Here is a 17,741-nt window from a genome sequence, read left to right as displayed (position 1 = left end):
CGTGCCTAACGTCCCGCTTTGCTCTTCGCACAGGGGCCGAGTGGATCCCGGCCCTAAATTTTCGTTTCACCCGGCAACAGATCATCCACCCGGTCCCACGCGGATGACCGACCTGTGTCCTTCGGACTTTGCTAGAATGGCCTGCCCATTAGCCTATCGCGCCGTAAACCGGCGCAAGAAGCGCTGAACGAACCGTTCGTGTTCTCATCGACAGGGTAAACGTGCTGGCAGCAGCATTCACGACAGTGCCTCGTGCCGTATTTCAACGGCCATCCGCACTTCCCTGAAGTTGGCATTCTGCCAGTTGGCTGACGCCTGTTTCAGGGCCTGTCCCCCCAAGCGAAATGAATCGCTGAACCTTTGGTAGCAACTGTTTCAGGTCCGCTTCAACATATCTTCCATCTTGACTCAGAGATTGCCTGAAAAGAATCTCTGACGTGTTTTTTTCGCTGCACTCGCACGAAAAAAGGCGCCGCAATGCGGCGCCTCTTGTGTTTCAAAGGGTTGGCTGTGGAGCCGGATTAACCCAGTGCTTTGACCCGTGCGGCCAGACGCGACATTTTGCGCGAAGCAGTGTTTTTGTGGAAAACGCCTTTGGTGACGCCGCGCATCAGCTCGGGCTGGGCGGCTTTCAAAGCGGCGGTTGCGGCTTCTTTATCACCGGAGGTGATCGCCTCTTCGACTTTGCGCAGGTAGGTGCGGATGCGCGAACGGCGGGCTTTGTTGATCGCAAAACGTTTTTCGTTCTGACGTGCGCGCTTTGCGGATTGTGTTGTGTTTGCCATGAGTATCAGCCTTCGGGTTTATTTTGTTGCGTAGCAATGCGTGACGCCAACCCTACCGGAAATCCGGGCCCCAAAAGGGCAGGTGATTCTAGCCAGAGCGGGCTGCACGCGCATGTATTGGGGCTGCCTATAAGACAGCAGGCGCGGCAATGCAAGCCGCGCCACTGGAATCACTTATTTGTCGCGGAACTGCGCTTCGCGTTTTTCAAGGAAGGCCGACATGCCCTCTTTCTGGTCTTCGGTGTTGAACAGCGAATGGAACATGCGGCGCTCGAACAACAGGCCTTCGCTCAGCGGCACCTCATAGGCGCGGTTGACGCATTCCTTGACCACGGTGGCCGAGATCATTGATTTCTCGGCGATCTTGCCGGCGGCGGCCATCGCTTCTTCCATCAGCTTTTTCACCGGCACAACGCGCGACACAAGGCCCGAACGTTCCGCTTCTTCGGCATCCATGAAACGGCCCGTCAGGTTCATGTCCATCGCCTTGGACTTGCCCACCAGACGGGTCAGACGCTGGGTGCCGCCGATGCCTGCCACAACACCAAGGTTGATCTCGGGCTGGCCGAACTTGGCGCTTTCCGAACAGATGATGAAATCGCACATCATCGCCAGTTCGCAGCCACCGCCCAAGGCATAGCCCGACACGGCTGCGATGATCGGCTTGCGCACGCGCAGGATTTGATCGGTTTCGGGCGTGAAGAGATCCCCCATGAAGACGTCGACAAAGCTTTGGTCGCGCATCATTGCGATGTCGGCACCGGCAGCGAATGCCTTTTCCGAGCCGGTGATGACGATGCAGCGCACCTTGTCGTTTTCCTGCGCGCCTTTCAGCGCTTTGGCCAATTCACCCAGCAACGCGTCGTTGAGCGCATTGAGCGCATCCGGGCGGTTGAGGGTGATCAGGGCCACATGGTTGTCCACGTCCACGGTGATCGTTTCGTAAGCCATCAAGAATGCTCTTTGTTGTTGCGCTCAGGGGAATGTGCATACCACGCGCCCCCTATGTTTCAAGTTATCTTTGGCACCGCGGGCAATAGAAGGAAGACCGCCCGCCCTGCACGATCCGGGCAATAGTGCCTTCACAGCCCGATCGGCGGCAGGGTTTGCCTTCGCGACCGTAGACATCAAAGCTATGTTGAAAATAGCCCAATTCGCCATCTGCCTGCCGAAAATCTTTCAGCGACGATCCCCCCGCCTCAATCGCATCGGCCAGCACGTTGCGGATGATCGGGACCAGCCCCGCGATCCGGGCCGAAGAGATACGCCCGGCCTTGCGTGCCGGGTGGATGCCCGCCCGGTAAAGCGCTTCGCAGACGTAGATATTCCCCAAACCCGCGACGATCCGCTGATCCAGCAGGGCGGATTTGATCGGCATGTTGCGCCCTTTCAGCGCGGCCACCAGATGCGCTTCGTGAAAGTCATTGCCCAAGGGTTCCGGCCCGAGCGAGGCAAGCAGTTTATGTGTCTCGGCCCCGACGGTGGGCATCAAATCCATCGCGCCGAAACGGCGTGGGTCGTTAAAGGTGATCCGCGCACCGTTACCCATATGCAACACGACGTGGTCATGTTTCTCGGGCGCGGGGTGGTTGTGCTGAAATTGCCCCAGAGGGTCGCCCGAGACCAGCATCCGCCCGGACATGCCCAGATGCACCAGCAGCGATTCCCCGCTTTCCAGATCGGCAAGAATATACTTCGACCGCCGCCGCAGCAGCCCGACACGCTGCCCGGTCAACCGCTCCGCCATCCGCTCGGGGAAGGGCCAGCGCAGGTCGGGGCGGTTCACCTCGGCCCGGGCGATCACTTGCCCCTCCATCGCCGGGGCCAGCCCCCGGCGGACGGTTTCGACCTCTGGCAGTTCTGGCATCTCGGTTTCCCCTCTGGCTTGCCTGTGACAAAAGGCACGCATTGTCCCCAGCCTACGGCACCCTATAACAAGGGACTGAACCAGAGGATCGCAAGAGCAGATGACCCAGGACGCCGACAAAACTACCCATTTCGGGTTCGAGACCGTACCCGAGCATGAAAAAGCAGGTCGTGTGCAGGGTGTGTTCAACTCCGTCGCCAGCAAATACGACATCATGAACGATGTGATGAGCATGGGGATCCACCGCGTCTGGAAAGAAGCGATGATGGATTGGCTCGCCCCGCGTCCCGGTCAGAAGTTGCTCGATGTGGCGGGTGGCACCGGCGATGTGTCTTTCAAATTTCTAGGTCGTGCGGGCCACGGTCATGCCACCGTGCTCGACCTCACCGAGCCGATGCTCGTCGAAGGCCGCAAACGGGCCGAGGCCGACAGCCTGACCGGCAGCCTTGATTGGGTTGTGGGCGACGCCATGGCGCTGCCCTTTCCCGACAACACCTTTGATGTCTACACGATCAGCTTTGGCATTCGTAACGTGACCCGCCCCCAAGAGGCACTGAACGAGGCGTACCGCGTGTTGCGCCCCGGTGGCCGTCTGATGGTGTTGGAGTTCAGCCAACTGCCCAACCCGGCGATGCAAAAAGCCTATGACCTCTACAGTTTCAACGTGATCCCGCGCATGGGGCAGGCCATCGCGGGCGACCGCGATAGCTACCAATACCTCGTCGAATCGATCCGCAATTTTCCCGATCAGGATACGTTTCTGTCGATGGTACGCACGGCCGGGTTTGGTCAAGCCAAGTACCGCAACCTGAGCATGGGCATCGCGGCTCTGCATTCGGGCTGGAAACTCTGATGCGCGGTCCGCACAACATCTGGCGGTTGATCCGCACGGGCGCGACGCTGGAACGCGCGGGCGCAATGAATGTGGTGCTGGATGCTTTCGATGCCTCCCCGCCGCTGCGTTTCGTGGCCCGCGCGCTTGGTCTGCCGTTCAAATGGCTGGGCTACAAAGGCGACCCGACCATGCCGCCCGCCACCCGCGCGCTCACGGCGCTTGGCCCGGCCTACATCAAATTTGGACAGGTGCTGTCGACCCGGCCTGACGTGGTTGGCGATGATCTGGCTGTGCAACTGCGTGTCTTGCAAGACAAGCTGCCACCTTTTGACACGGCGCTTGCCCGTAGGGCGGTTGAGCAGGAGTTGGGTGAGCCGGTCAACGCCATTTTCTCTGAGTTCAGCGAACCCGTCGCTGCGGCCTCTATCGCGCAGGTCCACCATGCACGACTGGCCGAGACCGGCGAAGAGGTCGCCGTCAAAGTCCTGCGCCCCGGAATCGAAAAAGCCTTCCGCAAGGACATCGACGCCTTTTACCTAGCCGCACGCATGGCTGAAATCTTCTCTCCCGGTTCGCGGCGATTGCGGCCCATTGAGGTGATCGAGCATTTCGACGGCGTGGTGCGTGGTGAGTTGGACCTGCGGCTGGAAAGCTCTGCCGCGTCTGAGTTTGCGGCCAACACCAAGGACGATCCCGGTTTCCAACTGCCTGAGATCAAGTGGAACCACTCTGGCCGCCGCGTGATGACCCTAGGCTGGGCCGATGGTCTGCCGCTGGGCGACAACGCCGCGCTGGATGCGGCGGGGCACGACCGTGTGGCGCTGTCGGAACGGGTACTGCAACTCTTTTTGCAACACGCCCTGCGCGATGGTTATTTCCACGCCGACATGCACCAAGGCAACCTCAAGGTCGCGGCCAACGGCGATATCATCGCCTATGACTTCGGCATCATGGGCCATATCGACAGCTATACCCGTCGGGTGTACGCGGAAATTCTCTATGGTTTCATCCGCCGTGACTATATGCGCGTGGCCAAAGTGCATTTCGAGGCGGGTTACGTGCCCGCTGACAAGGATGTAGATGAATTCGCCCGCGCCCTGCGCGCGGTGGGCGAGCCGATTTTCGGCATGGACGCCACCCGCATCTCCATGGCTCGGTTGCTGACGTATCTCTTTGAAGTGACTGAGCGTTTCGGCATGGAAACCCGGACCGAGCTGATCTTGCTGCAACGCACGATGGTCGTGGTTGAGGGCGTCGCCCGCTCGCTCAACCCGCATATCAACATCTGGGAAGTCGCAAGCCCGATTGTAACGGATTATATAACCAAATCGCTCGGCCCGCGGGCGATGCTTTCGGATCTGCGCGACACCGCCATGGTCATGGCCCGCTTTGGCCCGCGCCTGCCGGGGTTGGTCGAACAGGCGCTGAACCGTCAAACCGAGGAGCAGCCAGAGCGCCGCCCGCGGTTCTGGCGCTACATCGCGGCGACTGCGCTGATGTCCGGCATTGCCGGGGCCACCACAGTCGCCCTAATCGGCGCGCTGCTTTAGGGCAGGGGGCCGCGGAGGCCCCCCGCCATTTAGGCGATACGTTCAATCGCCATGGCGATGCCTTGCCCGCCGCCGATGCACATGGTGATCAACGCGCGCTTGCCGCCGATCCGCTCCAGCTCATAAAGCGCCTTCACGGTGATGATCGCCCCGGTCGCGCCGACCGGGTGGCCAAGGGCGATGGCCCCGCCGTTGGGGTTCACTTTTGCCGGGTCGAATCCCAACTCCTTGCTCACGGCCAGTGCTTGGCTGGCGAAGGCTTCGTTGCTTTCGATCACGTCGAAATCGCTGGCCTTCAACCCGGTGCGTTTCAGCAGGTTCTGCACAGCAGGGATTGGGCCGATGCCCATCACCTCGGGCCGGACACCCGCATGGGCATAGCCCAGAATGCGCGCACGAGGTTTCAACCCAGCGGCCTCAGCCGCTTCGGCGCGGGCCAGCACCAGTGCGGCCGCACCGTCATTGATGCCGCTGGCGTTGCCCGCTGTGACACGTCCATCTTTCTGGAACACCGGACGCAGCCCGGCCAGTGCTTCGGCGGTGGTCGCCTTGGGGTGTTCATCGGTGTCGAACGGCACCATGTCGCGCTTCACCTTTACCTCAACCGGCACGATCTGATCCTTGAAATGCCCCGCCTCGATGGCCGCCGCTGCGCGCTCTTGGCTTTGCAGGGCAAAGGTGTCCATTTCCTCGCGGGTGATGGTATGTTCATCCGCCACATTCTCGGCCGTGACCCCCATATGGCCGGTGCCGAAGGGGCAGTTCAGCGTGCCCAAAAGCATGTCGAGGCTGCGAACATCGCCCATTTTCTGGCCCCAGCGGGCATCGGGCAGAATGTAAGGCGCGCGCGACATGCTTTCAGCCCCGCCAGCAAGGGCGAAATCCGCATCGCCCAGCATCAGGCTTTGGGTGGCCGAAACCAGCGCTTGTACGCCCGAACCGCACAGGCGGTTCACGTTCATCGCAGGCACTTCATCAGGCACGCCCGCATCGCGCGCGGCGACGCGGCTGAGGTACATGTCGCGCGGCTCGGTGTTGATGACGTTGCCGAACATCACATGGCCGATCTGTGCCGGGTCAACGCCTGCACGCGCCATCGCTGCGCGGGCCACGATGCTGCCCAGCGTGCTGGGAGGGGTGGCGGCAAGGCTGCCGCCGAAAGTACCGATGGCGGTGCGTGCGCCGCCCAAGATGACGATATCGTTTGACATGAAGCTCTCCTCTATCCGTTGGCGGCACTATGCGGCGGAGATGACCCGTTGTCAGGCGAAACGTCCCGTCAAAGCGCCGCTTGACAGGGGCAGTGCGCCGCGCGACATATCCGTCATGACGGAAAATAATGACAAGATCCTGACGCAACTGCCGGCCCGCCTGAAAGAAGCGCGGCAGGGGCAGGGGCTATCGCTTGATGCCGTGGCCAAGCTATCGGGCGTGTCGCGGTCCATGGTGAGCCAGATTGAGCGCGGGGAATCGAGCCCGACCATTGCGACGCTGTGGAACCTGACGCGTGCGTTGCAGGTTGATTTTGCGGGTCTTTTGGATGGTGCCCCCACCGAAGCGCAGATCGAAGTGCTGCGCAGCGCCGCGGTGCCGACGATCAACAACCTTGGCTCCGGCTGTCGCATCCGCATCCTATCCCCGCCCGAAGAGGCCGGGCATCACGAGGTGTATGAGCTGCTCATCGCCGAGGGGGGCGTATTGGACAGCGCCCCGCATACCCGTGGTGCACGAGAGCATCTGAGCGTCTTTGAAGGGGCTGTCGAGGTCACCAGCGGCGCGGGGACCGAGCAATTGCAGGCCGGAGACACCGCCCGTTATGCCGCCGATGTGCCCCACGCCATCCGCGCCACGGCGGGACAGGTGCGGGCCTTCTTGGTCGTGCAGGACGCCTGATATCCGGTATATCGGAAAAAATCCGCTATTCAAGAAATCCTCTATTCCGGAATAGCCTCCGCTATGGTAGATGAGCCTCAAAAGGAGAGTCTCATGACCAAAGCATTTCTGGAGCACATCACCGACACTCTGGCCGAGATCGACGCCGAGGGCATGATGAAGCGCGAACGTCTTATTACCACGCCCCAGGGCGGGGAGATTGAAGTTGGCACCCGCGAGGTCATCAACCTTTGCGCCAACAACTACCTTGGGCTGGCTGACCATCCCGATCTAATCGCCACCGCCAAAGAGGCGATGGACGAGAAGGGATTCGGCATGGCCTCGGTCCGCTTTATCTGCGGCACGCAGGACATCCACCGCGAGTTAGAGCAGAAGCTGGCGAGCTTTCTCGGCCATGACGATTCGATCCTCTTCGCCGCCTGTTTCGACGCCAACGGCGGGCTGTTCGAGCCGCTGCTGGGGCCGGAGGATGCGGTGATCTCGGACGCGCTGAACCATGCGTCGATCATCGACGGCATCCGCCTGTGTAAGGCCAAGCGCTACCGCTATGCCAACAGCGACATGGCAGATCTGGAAGCCAAGCTGAGACAGGCCCGCGAAGAGGGCGCTCGCTTCATCATGATCGCGACGGACGGGGTCTTCTCCATGGACGGCTATCTGGCGAACCTGCCCGAGATTGTGGCGCTGGCCGAGAAATACGAGGCGCTGGTGATGGTCGATGACTGCCATTCCACCGGCTTCATGGGGCCGAAAGGTGCAGGCACGCCCGCGCATCACGGGGTCAAGGTCGACATCGTGACCGGCACGCTGGGCAAGGCGCTTGGCGGGGCGATTGGCGGCTATATCGCCGGGCCGCAGGCGGTGATCGACCTCTTGCGCCAGCGCGCGCGGCCTTATCTGTTTTCCAACTCGCTGCCCTCGTCGATTGTCATGGCAGGGATGCGGGCGCTGGAACTGGTGGAGCAAGGCGATGATCTACGCGCGCAGTTGTTCGAAAACACAGCTTACTGGCGTGCGGGGCTGGAAAGGCTTGGCTTTGACCTGCTGCCCGGCGAGCATCCCATCGTGCCGGTCATGCTGGGCGAAGCGCAGCTGGCGCAGGACATGGCTGCGCGGCTTTTCGAGGAGGGCGTCTATGTCTCCGGCTTCTTCTTCCCGGTGGTGCCGCGCGGTCAGGCGCGCATCCGCACGCAGATGAACGCGGCACTGACCCGCGCGCAACTCGACCGCGCGTTGAAGGCATTCGAAGTCGCGGGCAAAGCCTGTGGGGTGATCGAATGACCACCAATGAGATGAAAGCGCTGAGCAAGCTGCACCCCCGCGAGGGGCTGTGGATGACCCACGCCCCGGTGCCTGAAATCGGCCCAGACGACGTGCTGATCAAGATCAACAAAACCGGCATCTGTGGCACCGATATCCACATCTGGAACTGGGATGATTGGGCCGCACAAACCGTGCCGGTCCCGATGATCACCGGGCATGAGTTCGCGGGCGAGATCGTGGAATTGGGCCGCAATGTCGAAGGGCTGGAGATTGGTCAGCGCTGCTCGGGCGAGGGGCATCTGATCGGCAAACAGTCACGTCAAAGCCGCGCGGGGAAGTTCCACCTTGATCCGGCGACGCGGGGCATTGGGGTGAATGAGCAGGGGGCTTTTGCGCAATACCTTAAGCTGCCTGCGTTTAATGTGGTGCCGCTGCCGGATGAGATTCCCGATGATATCGGCGCGATCCTCGATCCTTTGGGCAACGCTGTGCATACGGCGCTGAGCTTTGATCTGGTGGGCGAAGATGTGCTGATCACCGGCGCAGGCCCCATCGGCATCATGGCCGCCGCCGTCGCGCGGCATGTGGGCGCGCGGCATGTGGTGATCACTGATGTGAACCCTGCGCGGCTAGCACTTGCGGAGAAAGTCGCCGATGTGGTGACGGTTAATGTCGCCGAAGAGAATTTGGCGGAGGTGATTCCCCGATTGAAAATGAAGCAGGGCTTTGACGTCGGTTTAGAGATGTCCGGCAACCAACAGGCGCTCGATCAGATGGTCGAGGCCATGACCATGGGCGGGCGTATCGCCATGTTGGGCATCCCTCCGGGCAAGTCGCCGGTGGATTGGAGCCGGATCGTCTTCAAAGCCATCACCATTAAGGGCGTCTATGGCCGCGAGATTTTCGAGACGTGGTACAAGATGATCGCCATGCTGGAAAACGGGCTCGACGTCTCGCAGATCATCACCCATCGCTTCGGCGTAGATGATTTCGAGAAGGGCTTCGCCGCGATGAAGTCCGGCCAGTCGGGCAAAGTAGTCCTCGACTGGACGTGAACCGATCAGGGGCGCAGGCGATTGCGCCCTTGTTGCGTCAGCACCCACGCTTCGTTCCCGTCAAATACCGCAGCGCAAAGCGGTTTTCCATAGCCCGCGCCGGTGTCGAGGTTGACGCGGTTACCGTAATGCGTGGCGCTGTCCACGGGGGTGTGGCCATGCACGATCAGCTTGGGATGCGCAGTGGTGGATTCGTGAAACTCTTTGCGGATCCACAGCAGATCATTTTCGGCCTGATCGTCCAGCGGCACACCGGGGCGGATGCCTGCGTGGGCAAAGAAAATATCCGGCGTTTGGTGGCACAGATCGAGGGTTTTCAGGAACTCGATATGTGTCTGCGGCACCGCTTCGCGGGCCTTTGCATGAACGTCTGACATCCGGTCGCGTCCGTTGACGGGCACACCGTAAGAGCCAAGCGTCGTGTCGCCGCCCAAGCGTGGGTTCAGCCAATTCAGTTCGACCAGCAAAAGCGGATCATGGCGCGGGAAATCCTCCATGAACCAGCTGAACATGCGGTCATGATTGCCCATGAGGAAGGTCCAGTTGCGCCCCTCGGCCTTGCCCTGCGCCAGCCGTTCGATCACCGCTTTGCTGTCGGGGCCACGGTCGGTGTAATCGCCAAGGAAGACGATGCGCGCGTCTGGCCCGCCGTCTTCTTCGATCAAGGTTAGCACGCGCTCAAGCTCGGCGGCGTAACCGTGGATATCTCCGATGGCATAGATGGGGCTGGGCATATTTTTTCCTGTCCTTCTGCGCCCCCTTGTGATGCCGCAAAGCGGCGGGGAAGGGAAGGCTCAGCAACAAGATGCCCGCAAAAGCAAAAGCGCCCCACGAGGGGGCGCTTTCAAATTGTGCAGGGTTAGATCAAGCGACTTCGAATTGCAGCGGCTTGATCTGGCGGAACATGCCAGTGTCGCGCAGCTTGCCGATCACGGTTTCTGGCACCTGATCATCGACATAAAGCAGGGCAATCGCTTCGCCCTTGGCCGCGTGACGGCCCAAGGTGAAGTTGGCAATGTTCACGCCGTTCTCGCCCATGGTCTGGCCCAGCGTGCCGATAATGCCCGGCACGTCTTCGTTCGTGGTGTAAAGCATGTGCTCGCCGATCTCGGCGTCGATGGTGATGCCTTTGATCTGGATAAAGCGCGGTTTGCCGTCCGAGAAGACGGTGCCCGCAATGGAGCGTTCACGCTTTTCGGTCACCACGGTCACTTTGACATAGCCGTCGAAGACGCCGGATTTGTCTTGGTTGGTGGTGCTGATCTGGATGCCCTTTTCGCGGGCGACCACGGGGGCGGAAACCATGTTCACATCCGGGTTGGCGCGTTTCATGATGCCCGCCACGACGCCACAGTTCAGCGCCTTGAGGTTCATCTGGCCGACGGAGCCGTCATAGAGGATGTTAATCGCTTTGATCGGCTCGTCGGTCATCTGACCGATGAACGCGCCGAGGTGACCAGCCAGTTTGACCCATGGGCCCATGACCTTGGCTTCTTCGGCGGTGACCGATGGCATGTTGAGCGCGTTGGTCACGGCACCGGTCAGCAGGTAGTCCGACATCTGCTCGGCCACTTGCAGCGCCACGTTTTCCTGCGCTTCGGTGGTCGCGGCACCAAGGTGCGGCGTGCAGACCACGTTGGGCAGGTTGAACAGCGGGTTCTCCTTGGCTGGTTCCTCGGCGAAGACATCGAAACCCGCGCCGGCGACATGGCCGGATTTCAACAGGTCGGCCAGCGCTTCTTCGTCAACCAGACCGCCGCGGGCACAGTTGATGATGCGCACGCCGGGCTTGGTTTTTTCAAGGTTCTCGCGGCTGAGGATATTCGCCGTCTGCTCGGTGAAGGGGACGTGGAGGGTGATGAAATCGGCGCGGGTCAGCAGCTCGTCCAGCTCGACCTTTTCGACGCCCATCTTCTCGGCCTTTTCTTCGCCCAAGAAGGGGTCATAGGCCACGACTTTCATCTTGAGGCCCCGCGCGCGGTCGCAAACGATGCCGCCAATGTTGCCCGCGCCGATGACGCCCAGCGTTTTGCCGGTGAGCTCAACGCCCATGAACTTAGACTTTTCCCATTTGCCCGCGTGGGTGGAGGCCGACGCTTCGGGGATCTGACGCGCCACGGCGAACATCATCGCGATGGCATGTTCGGCAGTGGTGATCATGTTGCCGAAGGGCGTGTTCATCACGATCACGCCCTGTTTGGAGGCCGCTTCCTTGTCGATGTTGTCGGTCCCGATGCCCGCGCGGCCAATGACCTTGAGGTTTGGCGCAGCGGCAAGAATCTTTTCGGTCACCTTGGTGGCGGAGCGGATCGCAAGGCCGTCATAGTTGCCGATGATTTCGGCTAGTTTGTCTTTGTCCTTGCCCAGTTGGGGCTGGAAATCGACGTCGATGCCACGGTCGCGGAAGATTTGAACGGCGGCTTCCGACAGGCTGTCGGAGATGAGTACTTTGGGAGCCATTTTTGTGGTCCTTTTCAAAAATAGGGGGGCAGGGGCGGCGCGTGGGATCACGCGCCTGCCGGAATGCTTTGGGCGTTGATCAGGCGTTAATTTCGGCTTCAAAGGCCCATTCGAGCCACGGCAGCATCGCTTCGATATCCGCCGTCTCAACCGTGCCGCCGCACCAGATGCGCAGGCCCGGAGGGGCATCGCGGTAGGCGCCGACGTCAAGAGCCGCGCCTTCGTCAGCGAGCCGTTTGGCGATCGCTTTGGCGAAGGCGGCACCGTCTTGAATGCGGTCGTCGGTGAACTTGAGGCAGACCGAGGTGTTGGACCGTGTCGCCGGATCGGTGGCGAGGAAATCAATCCAGTCATGGGTTTTGACGAACTCGGCTATGGCGGCTGTATTGGCATCGGCCCGTGCGATCAGCCCTTTAAGGCCGCCCACGGATTTCGCCCAATCAAGCGCCTGCAAGTAGTCTTCGACGCAGAGCATCGAAGGCGTGTTGATCGTTTCGCCCTTGAAGATGCCCTCATTCAGCTTGCCGCCTTTGGTCAGGCGGAAGATTTTTGGCAGGGGCCATGCGGGGGTATAATTCTCAAGCCGCTCAACCGCACGAGGGGAGAGGATCAGCATGCCGTGCGCCGCTTCGCCGCCCAGCACTTTCTGCCAAGAGAAGGTCGTCACATCTAGCTTGTCCCACGGCAGGTCCATCGCGAAGGCCGCGGAGGTGGCATCGCAAAGCGTCAGACCCGCGCGGTCAGCGGGGATCGCGTCGCCGTTCGGCATCCGCACGCCGGAAGTGGTGCCGTTCCAAGTGAAGCAGACGTCGTTGTCATAGTTCAGCGCGGCCATGTCGACGATCTCGCCGTATTCGGCGGTGTGAACCTGCGCTTCGATTTTTAGCTGTTTGACCACATCGGTGACCCAGCCCGCGCCGAAGGATTCCCATGCCACCATCTCAGCCGGGCGTTCGCCCAAGAGCGACCACATGGCCATCTCGAATGCGCCGGTGTCGGAGGCGGGCACGATGCCGATGCGGTAATCCGCAGGCACGCCCAGCACGTCGCGGGTGGTCTCGATCGCTTCGAGCAGTTTCGCCTTACCGGGCGCGGCACGGTGGCTGCGGCCCAGCGGTGCATCGCCAAGCTTGGTCAGATCGAATGTGGGGATTTTGGCGCAGGGGCCGGAAGAGAAACGCGGGTTTGCCGGTACGGCAACAGGTTTCGTGCCCGGGCGCGATGCCGGTTGTGTAATAGCCATTTATGCTACCCTCTCAGATAATCGCCCTTCGTTGGGGAAGGGTGTCCCACTTGTCGGCATACGCGGGGAGGCTGGACTGGCGCAAGTCGCAAAATGACGCTAGGACGCCGGTCATGTCGCTTTGCGCGACGCGAATGATGCGGATCGGAAACTTATGTTCACGGCAATCTTGTTGACCTCCCCCTCCAACCCCACCCTTGATCCGGCGCTGGTCGAAAGCCTGCGCAACGCTTGGGGCGGGGGTGACGCGCTCTGGCTGGCCCCGGATGAGGCGGCGGAATTCTCGCTGGCCCAGATGCCGGAAAACCGTTGGGACGTTTGGGAAAGCTGCCAGTCCATGGGCGTCGATCTGGTGATCGTGCCCAGCAAAGGCCGCCGCAAGAAGATGCTGCTGGCCGATATGGACAGCACGATGATCCAGCAAGAATGCATCGACGAATTGGCCGAGGAAGCGGGCGTTGGCGCGCATGTGAAAGAGATCACCGCCCGCGCCATGAACGGTGAGTTGGATTTCGACGGCGCGCTGCGCGAACGTGTCGGTCTGCTGAAAGGGCTGGAAGCCGCTGTCATCGACAAGGTCTTGGCTGAGCGGATCACCCTGATGCCCGGCGGCGGTGCCTTGGTGGGCACGATGAAGGCCAACGGCGGCTATGCCGCGCTGGTTTCGGGCGGGTTCACCGCCTTTACCGCCAAAGTGGCCGAGATGCTGGGCTTTGATGAGAACCGCGCCAATACGCTGCTGGTCGATGGGGCCGCGCTGACCGGCGATGTGGGTATGCCAATCTTGGGCCGCGAGGCCAAGGTCGCTGCGCTGGAAGAGATCACCGCGAAGCTGGAGATCACCGAAGATCAGGTCGTCGCTGTGGGCGATGGGGCTAATGATCTGGGCATGTTGGCGCGGGCTGGCATGGGCGTGGCGCTGCATGCAAAGCCCTCTGTCGCGGCGGAATGCGACATCCGCATCAATTTTGGCGATTTGACCGCGCTGCTGTTCGTGCAGGGCTATGCGCGCACCGAATTCGCAGGCTGAGATTGCCCGCATGGCACTGCCGCTTCGTCAGAGCAAAGCGGCAGTGCGATAGTCTTACAGCAGTCCCGCCGCTGGTTTCAGCATCCCGGTCTCAAGCCCGCGCCAGTTGGTGATCGGCGTGTTCATCCGCTTGATCGCCGCCGGATGATTGGCGTCCAGCGCCCCCAATTTGACCAAGAGCGCGGTGATCGCGCATTCGGCGGCGCGGGTGGTGCCGCAGGCGGCTTTAAGCGCGATGCCCAGCTTGCGCTCGGGCCAGATGGCGATGAAGAATCCTTCGGCCCCGGTCTTCAACGCGACCTTACCGTCCATCGCCCGCATCAATTCGGTGCAGGCGCGGCCTTCGCCAGCGACCAGTTCGGGGTGCAGGCGCATGGCTTCGTGCAGGCGCGCCTCGGCAGAGCCTTCGGGGGCGGCGGCGAAATGCGCCATGGCGCGGGCCATGCCGTGCAGGGTGCAGGCCGGGTTCGGGGCCGAGCAGCCGTCGATGCCATAGCCGGGCGAAGTTTCCTGTGTGACCGTCTCGAACGCCTCAAGGCAGGCTTTCTGCACCGCGTGGTCGGGCTTTTCATAATCCGGCCCCGCGCCGAGGTGCTTATTCAGCGTGAGGAAGCCCGCGTGTTTGCCTGAGCAGTTGTTGTGGATCTGGCAGGGTTTCTCATGGGCGCGGATCAGCCCCTCCATCGCGTCGCGGTCGTTGGGTTCTTGCGCGCCGCAGCGGAAGTCGTCGTCACTCAGCCCCAGCGTGTCGAGCCAAACGCCCACACGGTCGGTGTGGATGGCGGCACCTTGGTGCGAGGCACAAGCGAGGGCCAGTTGTTCGGTGCTCAAACCCGCTGCATCGGCGGCGCCTGAATTGATCAGGGGGAGTGCTTGGATCATCTTCGACGAAGAACGCGGCAGGATCACTTTCTCAGGATCGCCCCATGCTTCGACGATCTGGCCGCTGTCGTCACAGATCACGGCATGCCCGGAATGTACGCTTTCCAGAAAGGGTCCGCGCCAGATTTCCGCAAATGGGGCTGCTTTGGTCATGAGGTTCATCCTGTTTCTGGGCGAAATCCTGCCAATCAGGGTTTCGTCGGTCGCGCGTTTGCCGTTATTGTGGTTGGTGTCGAACAGATAACAGACGCCCGCAAGAGAGCAACCCGCCCGAGGTTGCCCGATTGGGGTCTGTGAATGCGTTGAGGTCAAGGACGGCTGGAGGCTGGACAGATGGGAATGATGAAGACATGTGGTCTTGCACTTGGGGCGCTCGCCCTTGTGGCAAGTGGCGCAGTGGCGCAGGAGCAGAGCACCAATCGGGTGGCTGCCAAGACCGACTGGAGCGTCTTTGTAGAAGATAACCCGACGGAGTGCTGGGGCGTTTCAACGCCCAAGGAAGTCGTGAACACTCGCGATGGGCGGGTGGTTGCAGTGAACCGGGGTCAGACATTGCTGATGGTGTTCTACCGTCCGTCTGCCGAGGCCAAGGGTCAGGTTGCTTTCACCGGCGGCTATCCTTTCGCATCCGGTTCGACCGTGACGATGGATATTTCGGGCGATAGCTACGAGCTGTTCACCGAAGGGGAGTGGGCATGGCCTGCGACCACGGCGGATGACGCCAAGATCATCGCCGCCATGAAACGCGGCGCGGATGCGACTTTGGTCGGCCGTTCATCGCGCGGCACACAGACCAGCGACAAGTTCTCGCTGCTGGGGTTCACGGCGGCGGTGGAAGATGCGGCGAAGCGCTGCGGCGGCTGAGAACGGCCAGAGCGATTTTTGGAACGGCCTCGCGAAGTGCGAGGCCGTTTTTGTTTGTGGCAGTGCGTTTGCCACCCGGGCCCGGGACAAGCCGTAGGCGCCGGGCCTCAGGCATGAAAAAGCCGCGGCTTCCGTTTGGGAGCCGCGGCTAAGGATACGTCGAATGTACCGGCCTCAGGCCGCCCGCGACAGCGACGTCGCGACTTCTTCCTCAATGAACGCGCCGTGCAGCGCCTTGATTACCGGTTGCAGGCTCTCCCGCTCAACGATGAACTGCACATCCACGTTGCGCGGCCCTTGGCTCGCGCCGATCGCCGTCTCTCCGGCTTCGGCGATGGCCACGAGGCCCCGCTGCAGTACCGACAAGCCGTTCAGATCGCGCCCGATGACCGAAGCCATCGACAGGGTGCGGGTGGTAATCTCGGCAGCGGGATAAATCTGTGCCAGATCCTTCTCCACCCGACGCATCGTTTTCAACGAAGCATCAAGATAGTGCGTGATCGTATTGGCGTTCGAGACCTTCGAGACGATCCGCACATTGTGCCGTGTCAGCACCTCCAAAATCGCGGTGTCATAGCCTTTCACGCCGACCATATCCTGCTCGAACAGCTCGAAAGCCACGATATCGAGGCCCGTGACAATCTCCACCGCAGGCGTCTCGGCCTTGCGGTCGTCGATCAGCGTGCCGGGATCTTCGGGCTCAAAGGCGTTGGTCACGCGCAGCGGTACGTCAGCTTGGCGCAGGGTCTTGGCTGCCTTGGGGTGGATCGCCTCCATCCCCATATTCGACAGCTGGTCCGCCACGTCATAGTTCGTGCGCCCGATCTTTTTGACGGCATGTTCGCCGACCAGTTTCGGGTCGCAGGACGACAGGTGGAATTCCTTGTGAATGATCGCCTCGCGCGCACCCGTCAGGGCCGCCAGCTTAGAGAATGTCACTTCGGAATAGCCACGGTCAAACTCACGCATCAAGCCTTCGGCGCATTGTGCATAGCCGGTGACGATGGGCATTTCCGTGTGCGGGTCGATGCCCTCCATCGCCTGCTCGATGCGTTCGTCGAGCGTGACATTGCCCTCGTCGCGCCAACCGGAGAGGTCGACGAAACGGGCATTCACACCAGCACGTTGCAGCATGATCGTGGTGACGAAAGCGGAATGCGCCTCGCCCAGACCGGAGAGCAATTCGCGGATTTGCAGCATGTGCTCCGACAGGCGGAAGTGGCCGTAGGCGCAGAGGCGTTGCAGGTCGATCAGGCAGTTGCGGGCACCATGGGTGCGCTCGGACACAAAGGCGTCGGCCTGCTCAATGTCGCCGGGATGTTCCAGCACTTCACGGTGCATGCGCTGCATTTCGGCAGACACACGGGTCAGCGCCTCGTGCCAGCCGTGGTCATTGCTGGCGTTGGCAAGATGCGCGTAAACGCCCGGCTCGCCGGATTTCTTGTGCTCCAGCAGCAGGTTCGTGATCCCGCCAAAGGCGGAGACCACGAAGACACGCCCATAGATATCCGCGCCCTCGCGGGCACCGACAAAGAGTGTATCCTTGAGCTGGTTCACGCGGGACATGGACGTCCCGCCGATTTTTTCGACAGTGTGGGACGGTTGGGTCATATAAATTACGCTACCTCCTCGGCGGGCGCATAGGAACCATCTTCGCGGTGCACTTCGTTGCCCGTAACAGGCGGGTTGAAGCAGCACGCCATGTGCAGTTCTTCCTCTGCGCGCAGGGTGTGTTTGTCATTCAGGTTCAGCGCATACATCACGCCGGGGGTGATCTCATGGGTCTCGCCGGTGGCGAGGTCCGTGATCGACCCCTTGCCCTTCATGCAATAGACGCTCTCAAAGTGGTGCTTGTAGTGGAACGTGTGTTCCGACCCGGCCTCAAGAACGGTGATGTGGAAAGAGAATCCCATCTTGTCATCAGCCAAAAGCAAGCGTGTGGACGTCCATTGAGCGTCACCCACGTGACGGTCTGTGCCCTGAAGTTTGTTAAAATCGCGTACAATCATCGGTA

General features: G+C 61.3%; 17 protein-coding genes. 7 read left to right on the top strand and 10 right to left on the bottom strand.

Annotated elements, in window-relative coordinates; all coding sequences use genetic code 11:
- Positions 1-521: 521 nt before the first annotated feature.
- The 3 genes from rpsT to mutM all read right to left on the bottom strand — a co-directional run bounded on the left by rpsT (position 522) and on the right by mutM (position 2,652).
- Positions 522-785 (bottom strand): 30S ribosomal protein S20, encoded by a 264-nt coding sequence (rpsT, locus tag DSM110093_RS16765; RefSeq protein ID WP_067622964.1) that lies wholly within the window; start codon positions 783-785, stop codon positions 522-524.
- A gap of 174 nt (positions 786-959) precedes the next feature.
- Positions 960-1,736: an enoyl-CoA hydratase gene (locus tag DSM110093_RS16760; RefSeq protein ID WP_067622966.1), complete on the bottom strand. Its 777-nt coding sequence runs from the start codon at positions 1,734-1,736 to the stop codon at positions 960-962.
- Between the two features lie 64 nt (positions 1,737-1,800).
- The gene (gene mutM, locus DSM110093_RS16755) at positions 1,801-2,652 is read right to left on the bottom strand and encodes a bifunctional DNA-formamidopyrimidine glycosylase/DNA-(apurinic or apyrimidinic site) lyase (RefSeq protein ID WP_243266126.1); all 852 of its coding nucleotides are present in this window, start codon (positions 2,650-2,652) and stop codon (positions 1,801-1,803) included.
- A gap of 100 nt (positions 2,653-2,752) precedes the next feature.
- Between mutM and ubiE the strand changes: the two genes are divergently transcribed.
- Together ubiE and ubiB are read left to right on the top strand one after the other, a co-directional pair.
- Positions 2,753-3,505, top strand: coding sequence for a bifunctional demethylmenaquinone methyltransferase/2-methoxy-6-polyprenyl-1,4-benzoquinol methylase UbiE (ubiE, locus tag DSM110093_RS16750; RefSeq protein ID WP_243266125.1), 753 nt, complete (start codon positions 2,753-2,755; stop codon positions 3,503-3,505).
- Positions 3,505-5,037, top strand: coding sequence for a 2-polyprenylphenol 6-hydroxylase (ubiB, locus tag DSM110093_RS16745; protein ID WP_243266124.1), 1,533 nt, complete (start codon positions 3,505-3,507; stop codon positions 5,035-5,037). The genes ubiE and ubiB overlap by 1 nt, the downstream gene beginning before the upstream one ends.
- 29 nt (positions 5,038-5,066) lie before the next feature.
- Here the strand turns inward: ubiB and DSM110093_RS16740 are convergent, their stop codons facing one another.
- Positions 5,067-6,248, bottom strand: a complete 1,182-nt coding sequence (locus DSM110093_RS16740; RefSeq protein WP_243266123.1) for an acetyl-CoA C-acyltransferase family protein — start codon at positions 6,246-6,248, stop codon at positions 5,067-5,069.
- A 115-nt stretch (positions 6,249-6,363) separates the two neighbouring features.
- On the opposite strand from DSM110093_RS16740, the gene DSM110093_RS16735 reads away from it, so the two are divergent.
- The 3 genes from DSM110093_RS16735 to tdh all read left to right on the top strand — a co-directional run bounded on the left by DSM110093_RS16735 (position 6,364) and on the right by tdh (position 9,248).
- Positions 6,364-6,930, top strand: coding sequence for a helix-turn-helix domain-containing protein (locus DSM110093_RS16735; RefSeq protein ID WP_243267740.1), 567 nt, complete (start codon positions 6,364-6,366; stop codon positions 6,928-6,930).
- 93 nt (positions 6,931-7,023) lie between these two features.
- Positions 7,024-8,211: a glycine C-acetyltransferase gene (locus tag DSM110093_RS16730; RefSeq protein WP_243266122.1), complete on the top strand. Its 1,188-nt coding sequence runs from the start codon at positions 7,024-7,026 to the stop codon at positions 8,209-8,211.
- A complete protein-coding gene (gene tdh, locus DSM110093_RS16725; RefSeq protein WP_243266121.1) occupies positions 8,208-9,248 on the top strand; it encodes an L-threonine 3-dehydrogenase in 1,041 nt (346 codons plus the stop codon). Before DSM110093_RS16730 ends, tdh begins: the two co-directional genes overlap by 4 nt.
- 5 nt (positions 9,249-9,253) lie before the next feature.
- Here tdh and DSM110093_RS16720 read toward each other — a convergent pair whose 3' ends face one another.
- The 3 genes from DSM110093_RS16720 to DSM110093_RS16710 form a co-directional block, all read right to left on the bottom strand.
- Entirely contained in the window at positions 9,254-9,982 is a 729-nt protein-coding gene (locus DSM110093_RS16720) for a metallophosphoesterase family protein (protein ID WP_243266120.1), read from the bottom strand.
- 130 nt (positions 9,983-10,112) lie between these two features.
- Positions 10,113-11,708: a phosphoglycerate dehydrogenase gene (serA, locus tag DSM110093_RS16715; RefSeq protein WP_243266119.1), complete on the bottom strand. Its 1,596-nt coding sequence runs from the start codon at positions 11,706-11,708 to the stop codon at positions 10,113-10,115.
- A 79-nt stretch (positions 11,709-11,787) separates the two neighbouring features.
- The gene (locus DSM110093_RS16710; protein ID WP_243266118.1) at positions 11,788-12,951 is read right to left on the bottom strand and encodes a phosphoserine transaminase; all 1,164 of its coding nucleotides are present in this window, start codon (positions 12,949-12,951) and stop codon (positions 11,788-11,790) included.
- Between the two features lie 154 nt (positions 12,952-13,105).
- Between DSM110093_RS16710 and serB the strand changes: the two genes are divergently transcribed.
- Positions 13,106-13,981, top strand: coding sequence for a phosphoserine phosphatase SerB (gene serB / locus DSM110093_RS16705; protein ID WP_243266117.1), 876 nt, complete (start codon positions 13,106-13,108; stop codon positions 13,979-13,981).
- 54 nt (positions 13,982-14,035) lie between these two features.
- On the opposite strand, the gene DSM110093_RS16700 is transcribed toward serB, so the two are convergent.
- On the bottom strand, positions 14,036-15,016 hold the full coding sequence (locus tag DSM110093_RS16700) for an asparaginase (protein WP_243266116.1): 981 nt from the start codon (positions 15,014-15,016) through the stop codon (positions 14,036-14,038).
- A 189-nt stretch (positions 15,017-15,205) separates the two neighbouring features.
- On the opposite strand from DSM110093_RS16700, the gene DSM110093_RS16695 reads away from it, so the two are divergent.
- Positions 15,206-15,727: an invasion associated locus B family protein gene (locus tag DSM110093_RS16695; protein WP_243263234.1), complete on the top strand. Its 522-nt coding sequence runs from the start codon at positions 15,206-15,208 to the stop codon at positions 15,725-15,727.
- Between the two features lie 174 nt (positions 15,728-15,901).
- Here the strand turns inward: DSM110093_RS16695 and DSM110093_RS16690 are convergent, their stop codons facing one another.
- Both DSM110093_RS16690 and DSM110093_RS16685 read right to left on the bottom strand, forming a co-directional pair.
- A complete protein-coding gene (locus DSM110093_RS16690) occupies positions 15,902-17,338 on the bottom strand; it encodes an aspartate kinase (protein WP_243266115.1) in 1,437 nt (478 codons plus the stop codon).
- Positions 17,339-17,343: 5 nt separating this feature from the next.
- The gene (locus tag DSM110093_RS16685; protein ID WP_067625025.1) at positions 17,344-17,736 is read right to left on the bottom strand and encodes an ectoine synthase; all 393 of its coding nucleotides are present in this window, start codon (positions 17,734-17,736) and stop codon (positions 17,344-17,346) included.
- Positions 17,737-17,741: the final 5 nt, after the last annotated feature.

This window comes from Sulfitobacter sp. DSM 110093, from assembly GCF_022788715.1.
Lineage (GTDB): Bacteria > Pseudomonadota > Alphaproteobacteria > Rhodobacterales > Rhodobacteraceae > Sulfitobacter.
This window is presented reverse-complemented; position numbering and strand designations above follow the sequence as displayed.

Excerpts from the sequence above, each read along its gene's own strand:
- DSM110093_RS16735 (WP_243267740.1), top strand. The coding sequence starts at position 6,364 with ATGACGGAAAATAATGACAAGATCCTGACGCAACTGCCGGCCCGCCTG.
- DSM110093_RS16740 (WP_243266123.1), bottom strand. The coding sequence starts at position 6,248 with ATGTCAAACGATATCGTCATCTTGGGCGGCGCACGCACCGCCATCGGT.
- DSM110093_RS16760 (WP_067622966.1), bottom strand. The coding sequence starts at position 1,736 with ATGGCTTACGAAACGATCACCGTGGACGTGGACAACCATGTGGCCCTG.
- DSM110093_RS16700 (WP_243266116.1), bottom strand. The coding sequence starts at position 15,016 with ATGACCAAAGCAGCCCCATTTGCGGAAATCTGGCGCGGACCCTTTCTG.
- DSM110093_RS16690 (WP_243266115.1), bottom strand. The coding sequence starts at position 17,338 with ATGACCCAACCGTCCCACACTGTCGAAAAAATCGGCGGGACGTCCATG.
- DSM110093_RS16695 (WP_243263234.1), top strand. The coding sequence starts at position 15,206 with ATGAAGACATGTGGTCTTGCACTTGGGGCGCTCGCCCTTGTGGCAAGT.
- DSM110093_RS16720 (WP_243266120.1), bottom strand. The coding sequence starts at position 9,982 with ATGCCCAGCCCCATCTATGCCATCGGAGATATCCACGGTTACGCCGCC.
- serA (WP_243266119.1), bottom strand. The coding sequence starts at position 11,708 with ATGGCTCCCAAAGTACTCATCTCCGACAGCCTGTCGGAAGCCGCCGTT.
- serB (WP_243266117.1), top strand. The coding sequence starts at position 13,106 with ATGTTCACGGCAATCTTGTTGACCTCCCCCTCCAACCCCACCCTTGAT.
- ubiB (WP_243266124.1), top strand. The coding sequence starts at position 3,505 with ATGCGCGGTCCGCACAACATCTGGCGGTTGATCCGCACGGGCGCGACG.
- rpsT (WP_067622964.1), bottom strand. The coding sequence starts at position 785 with ATGGCAAACACAACACAATCCGCAAAGCGCGCACGTCAGAACGAAAAA.
- DSM110093_RS16730 (WP_243266122.1), top strand. The coding sequence starts at position 7,024 with ATGACCAAAGCATTTCTGGAGCACATCACCGACACTCTGGCCGAGATC.
- ubiE (WP_243266125.1), top strand. The coding sequence starts at position 2,753 with ATGACCCAGGACGCCGACAAAACTACCCATTTCGGGTTCGAGACCGTA.
- DSM110093_RS16685 (WP_067625025.1), bottom strand. The coding sequence starts at position 17,736 with ATGATTGTACGCGATTTTAACAAACTTCAGGGCACAGACCGTCACGTG.
- DSM110093_RS16710 (WP_243266118.1), bottom strand. The coding sequence starts at position 12,951 with ATGGCTATTACACAACCGGCATCGCGCCCGGGCACGAAACCTGTTGCC.
- mutM (WP_243266126.1), bottom strand. The coding sequence starts at position 2,652 with ATGCCAGAACTGCCAGAGGTCGAAACCGTCCGCCGGGGGCTGGCCCCG.
- tdh (WP_243266121.1), top strand. The coding sequence starts at position 8,208 with ATGACCACCAATGAGATGAAAGCGCTGAGCAAGCTGCACCCCCGCGAG.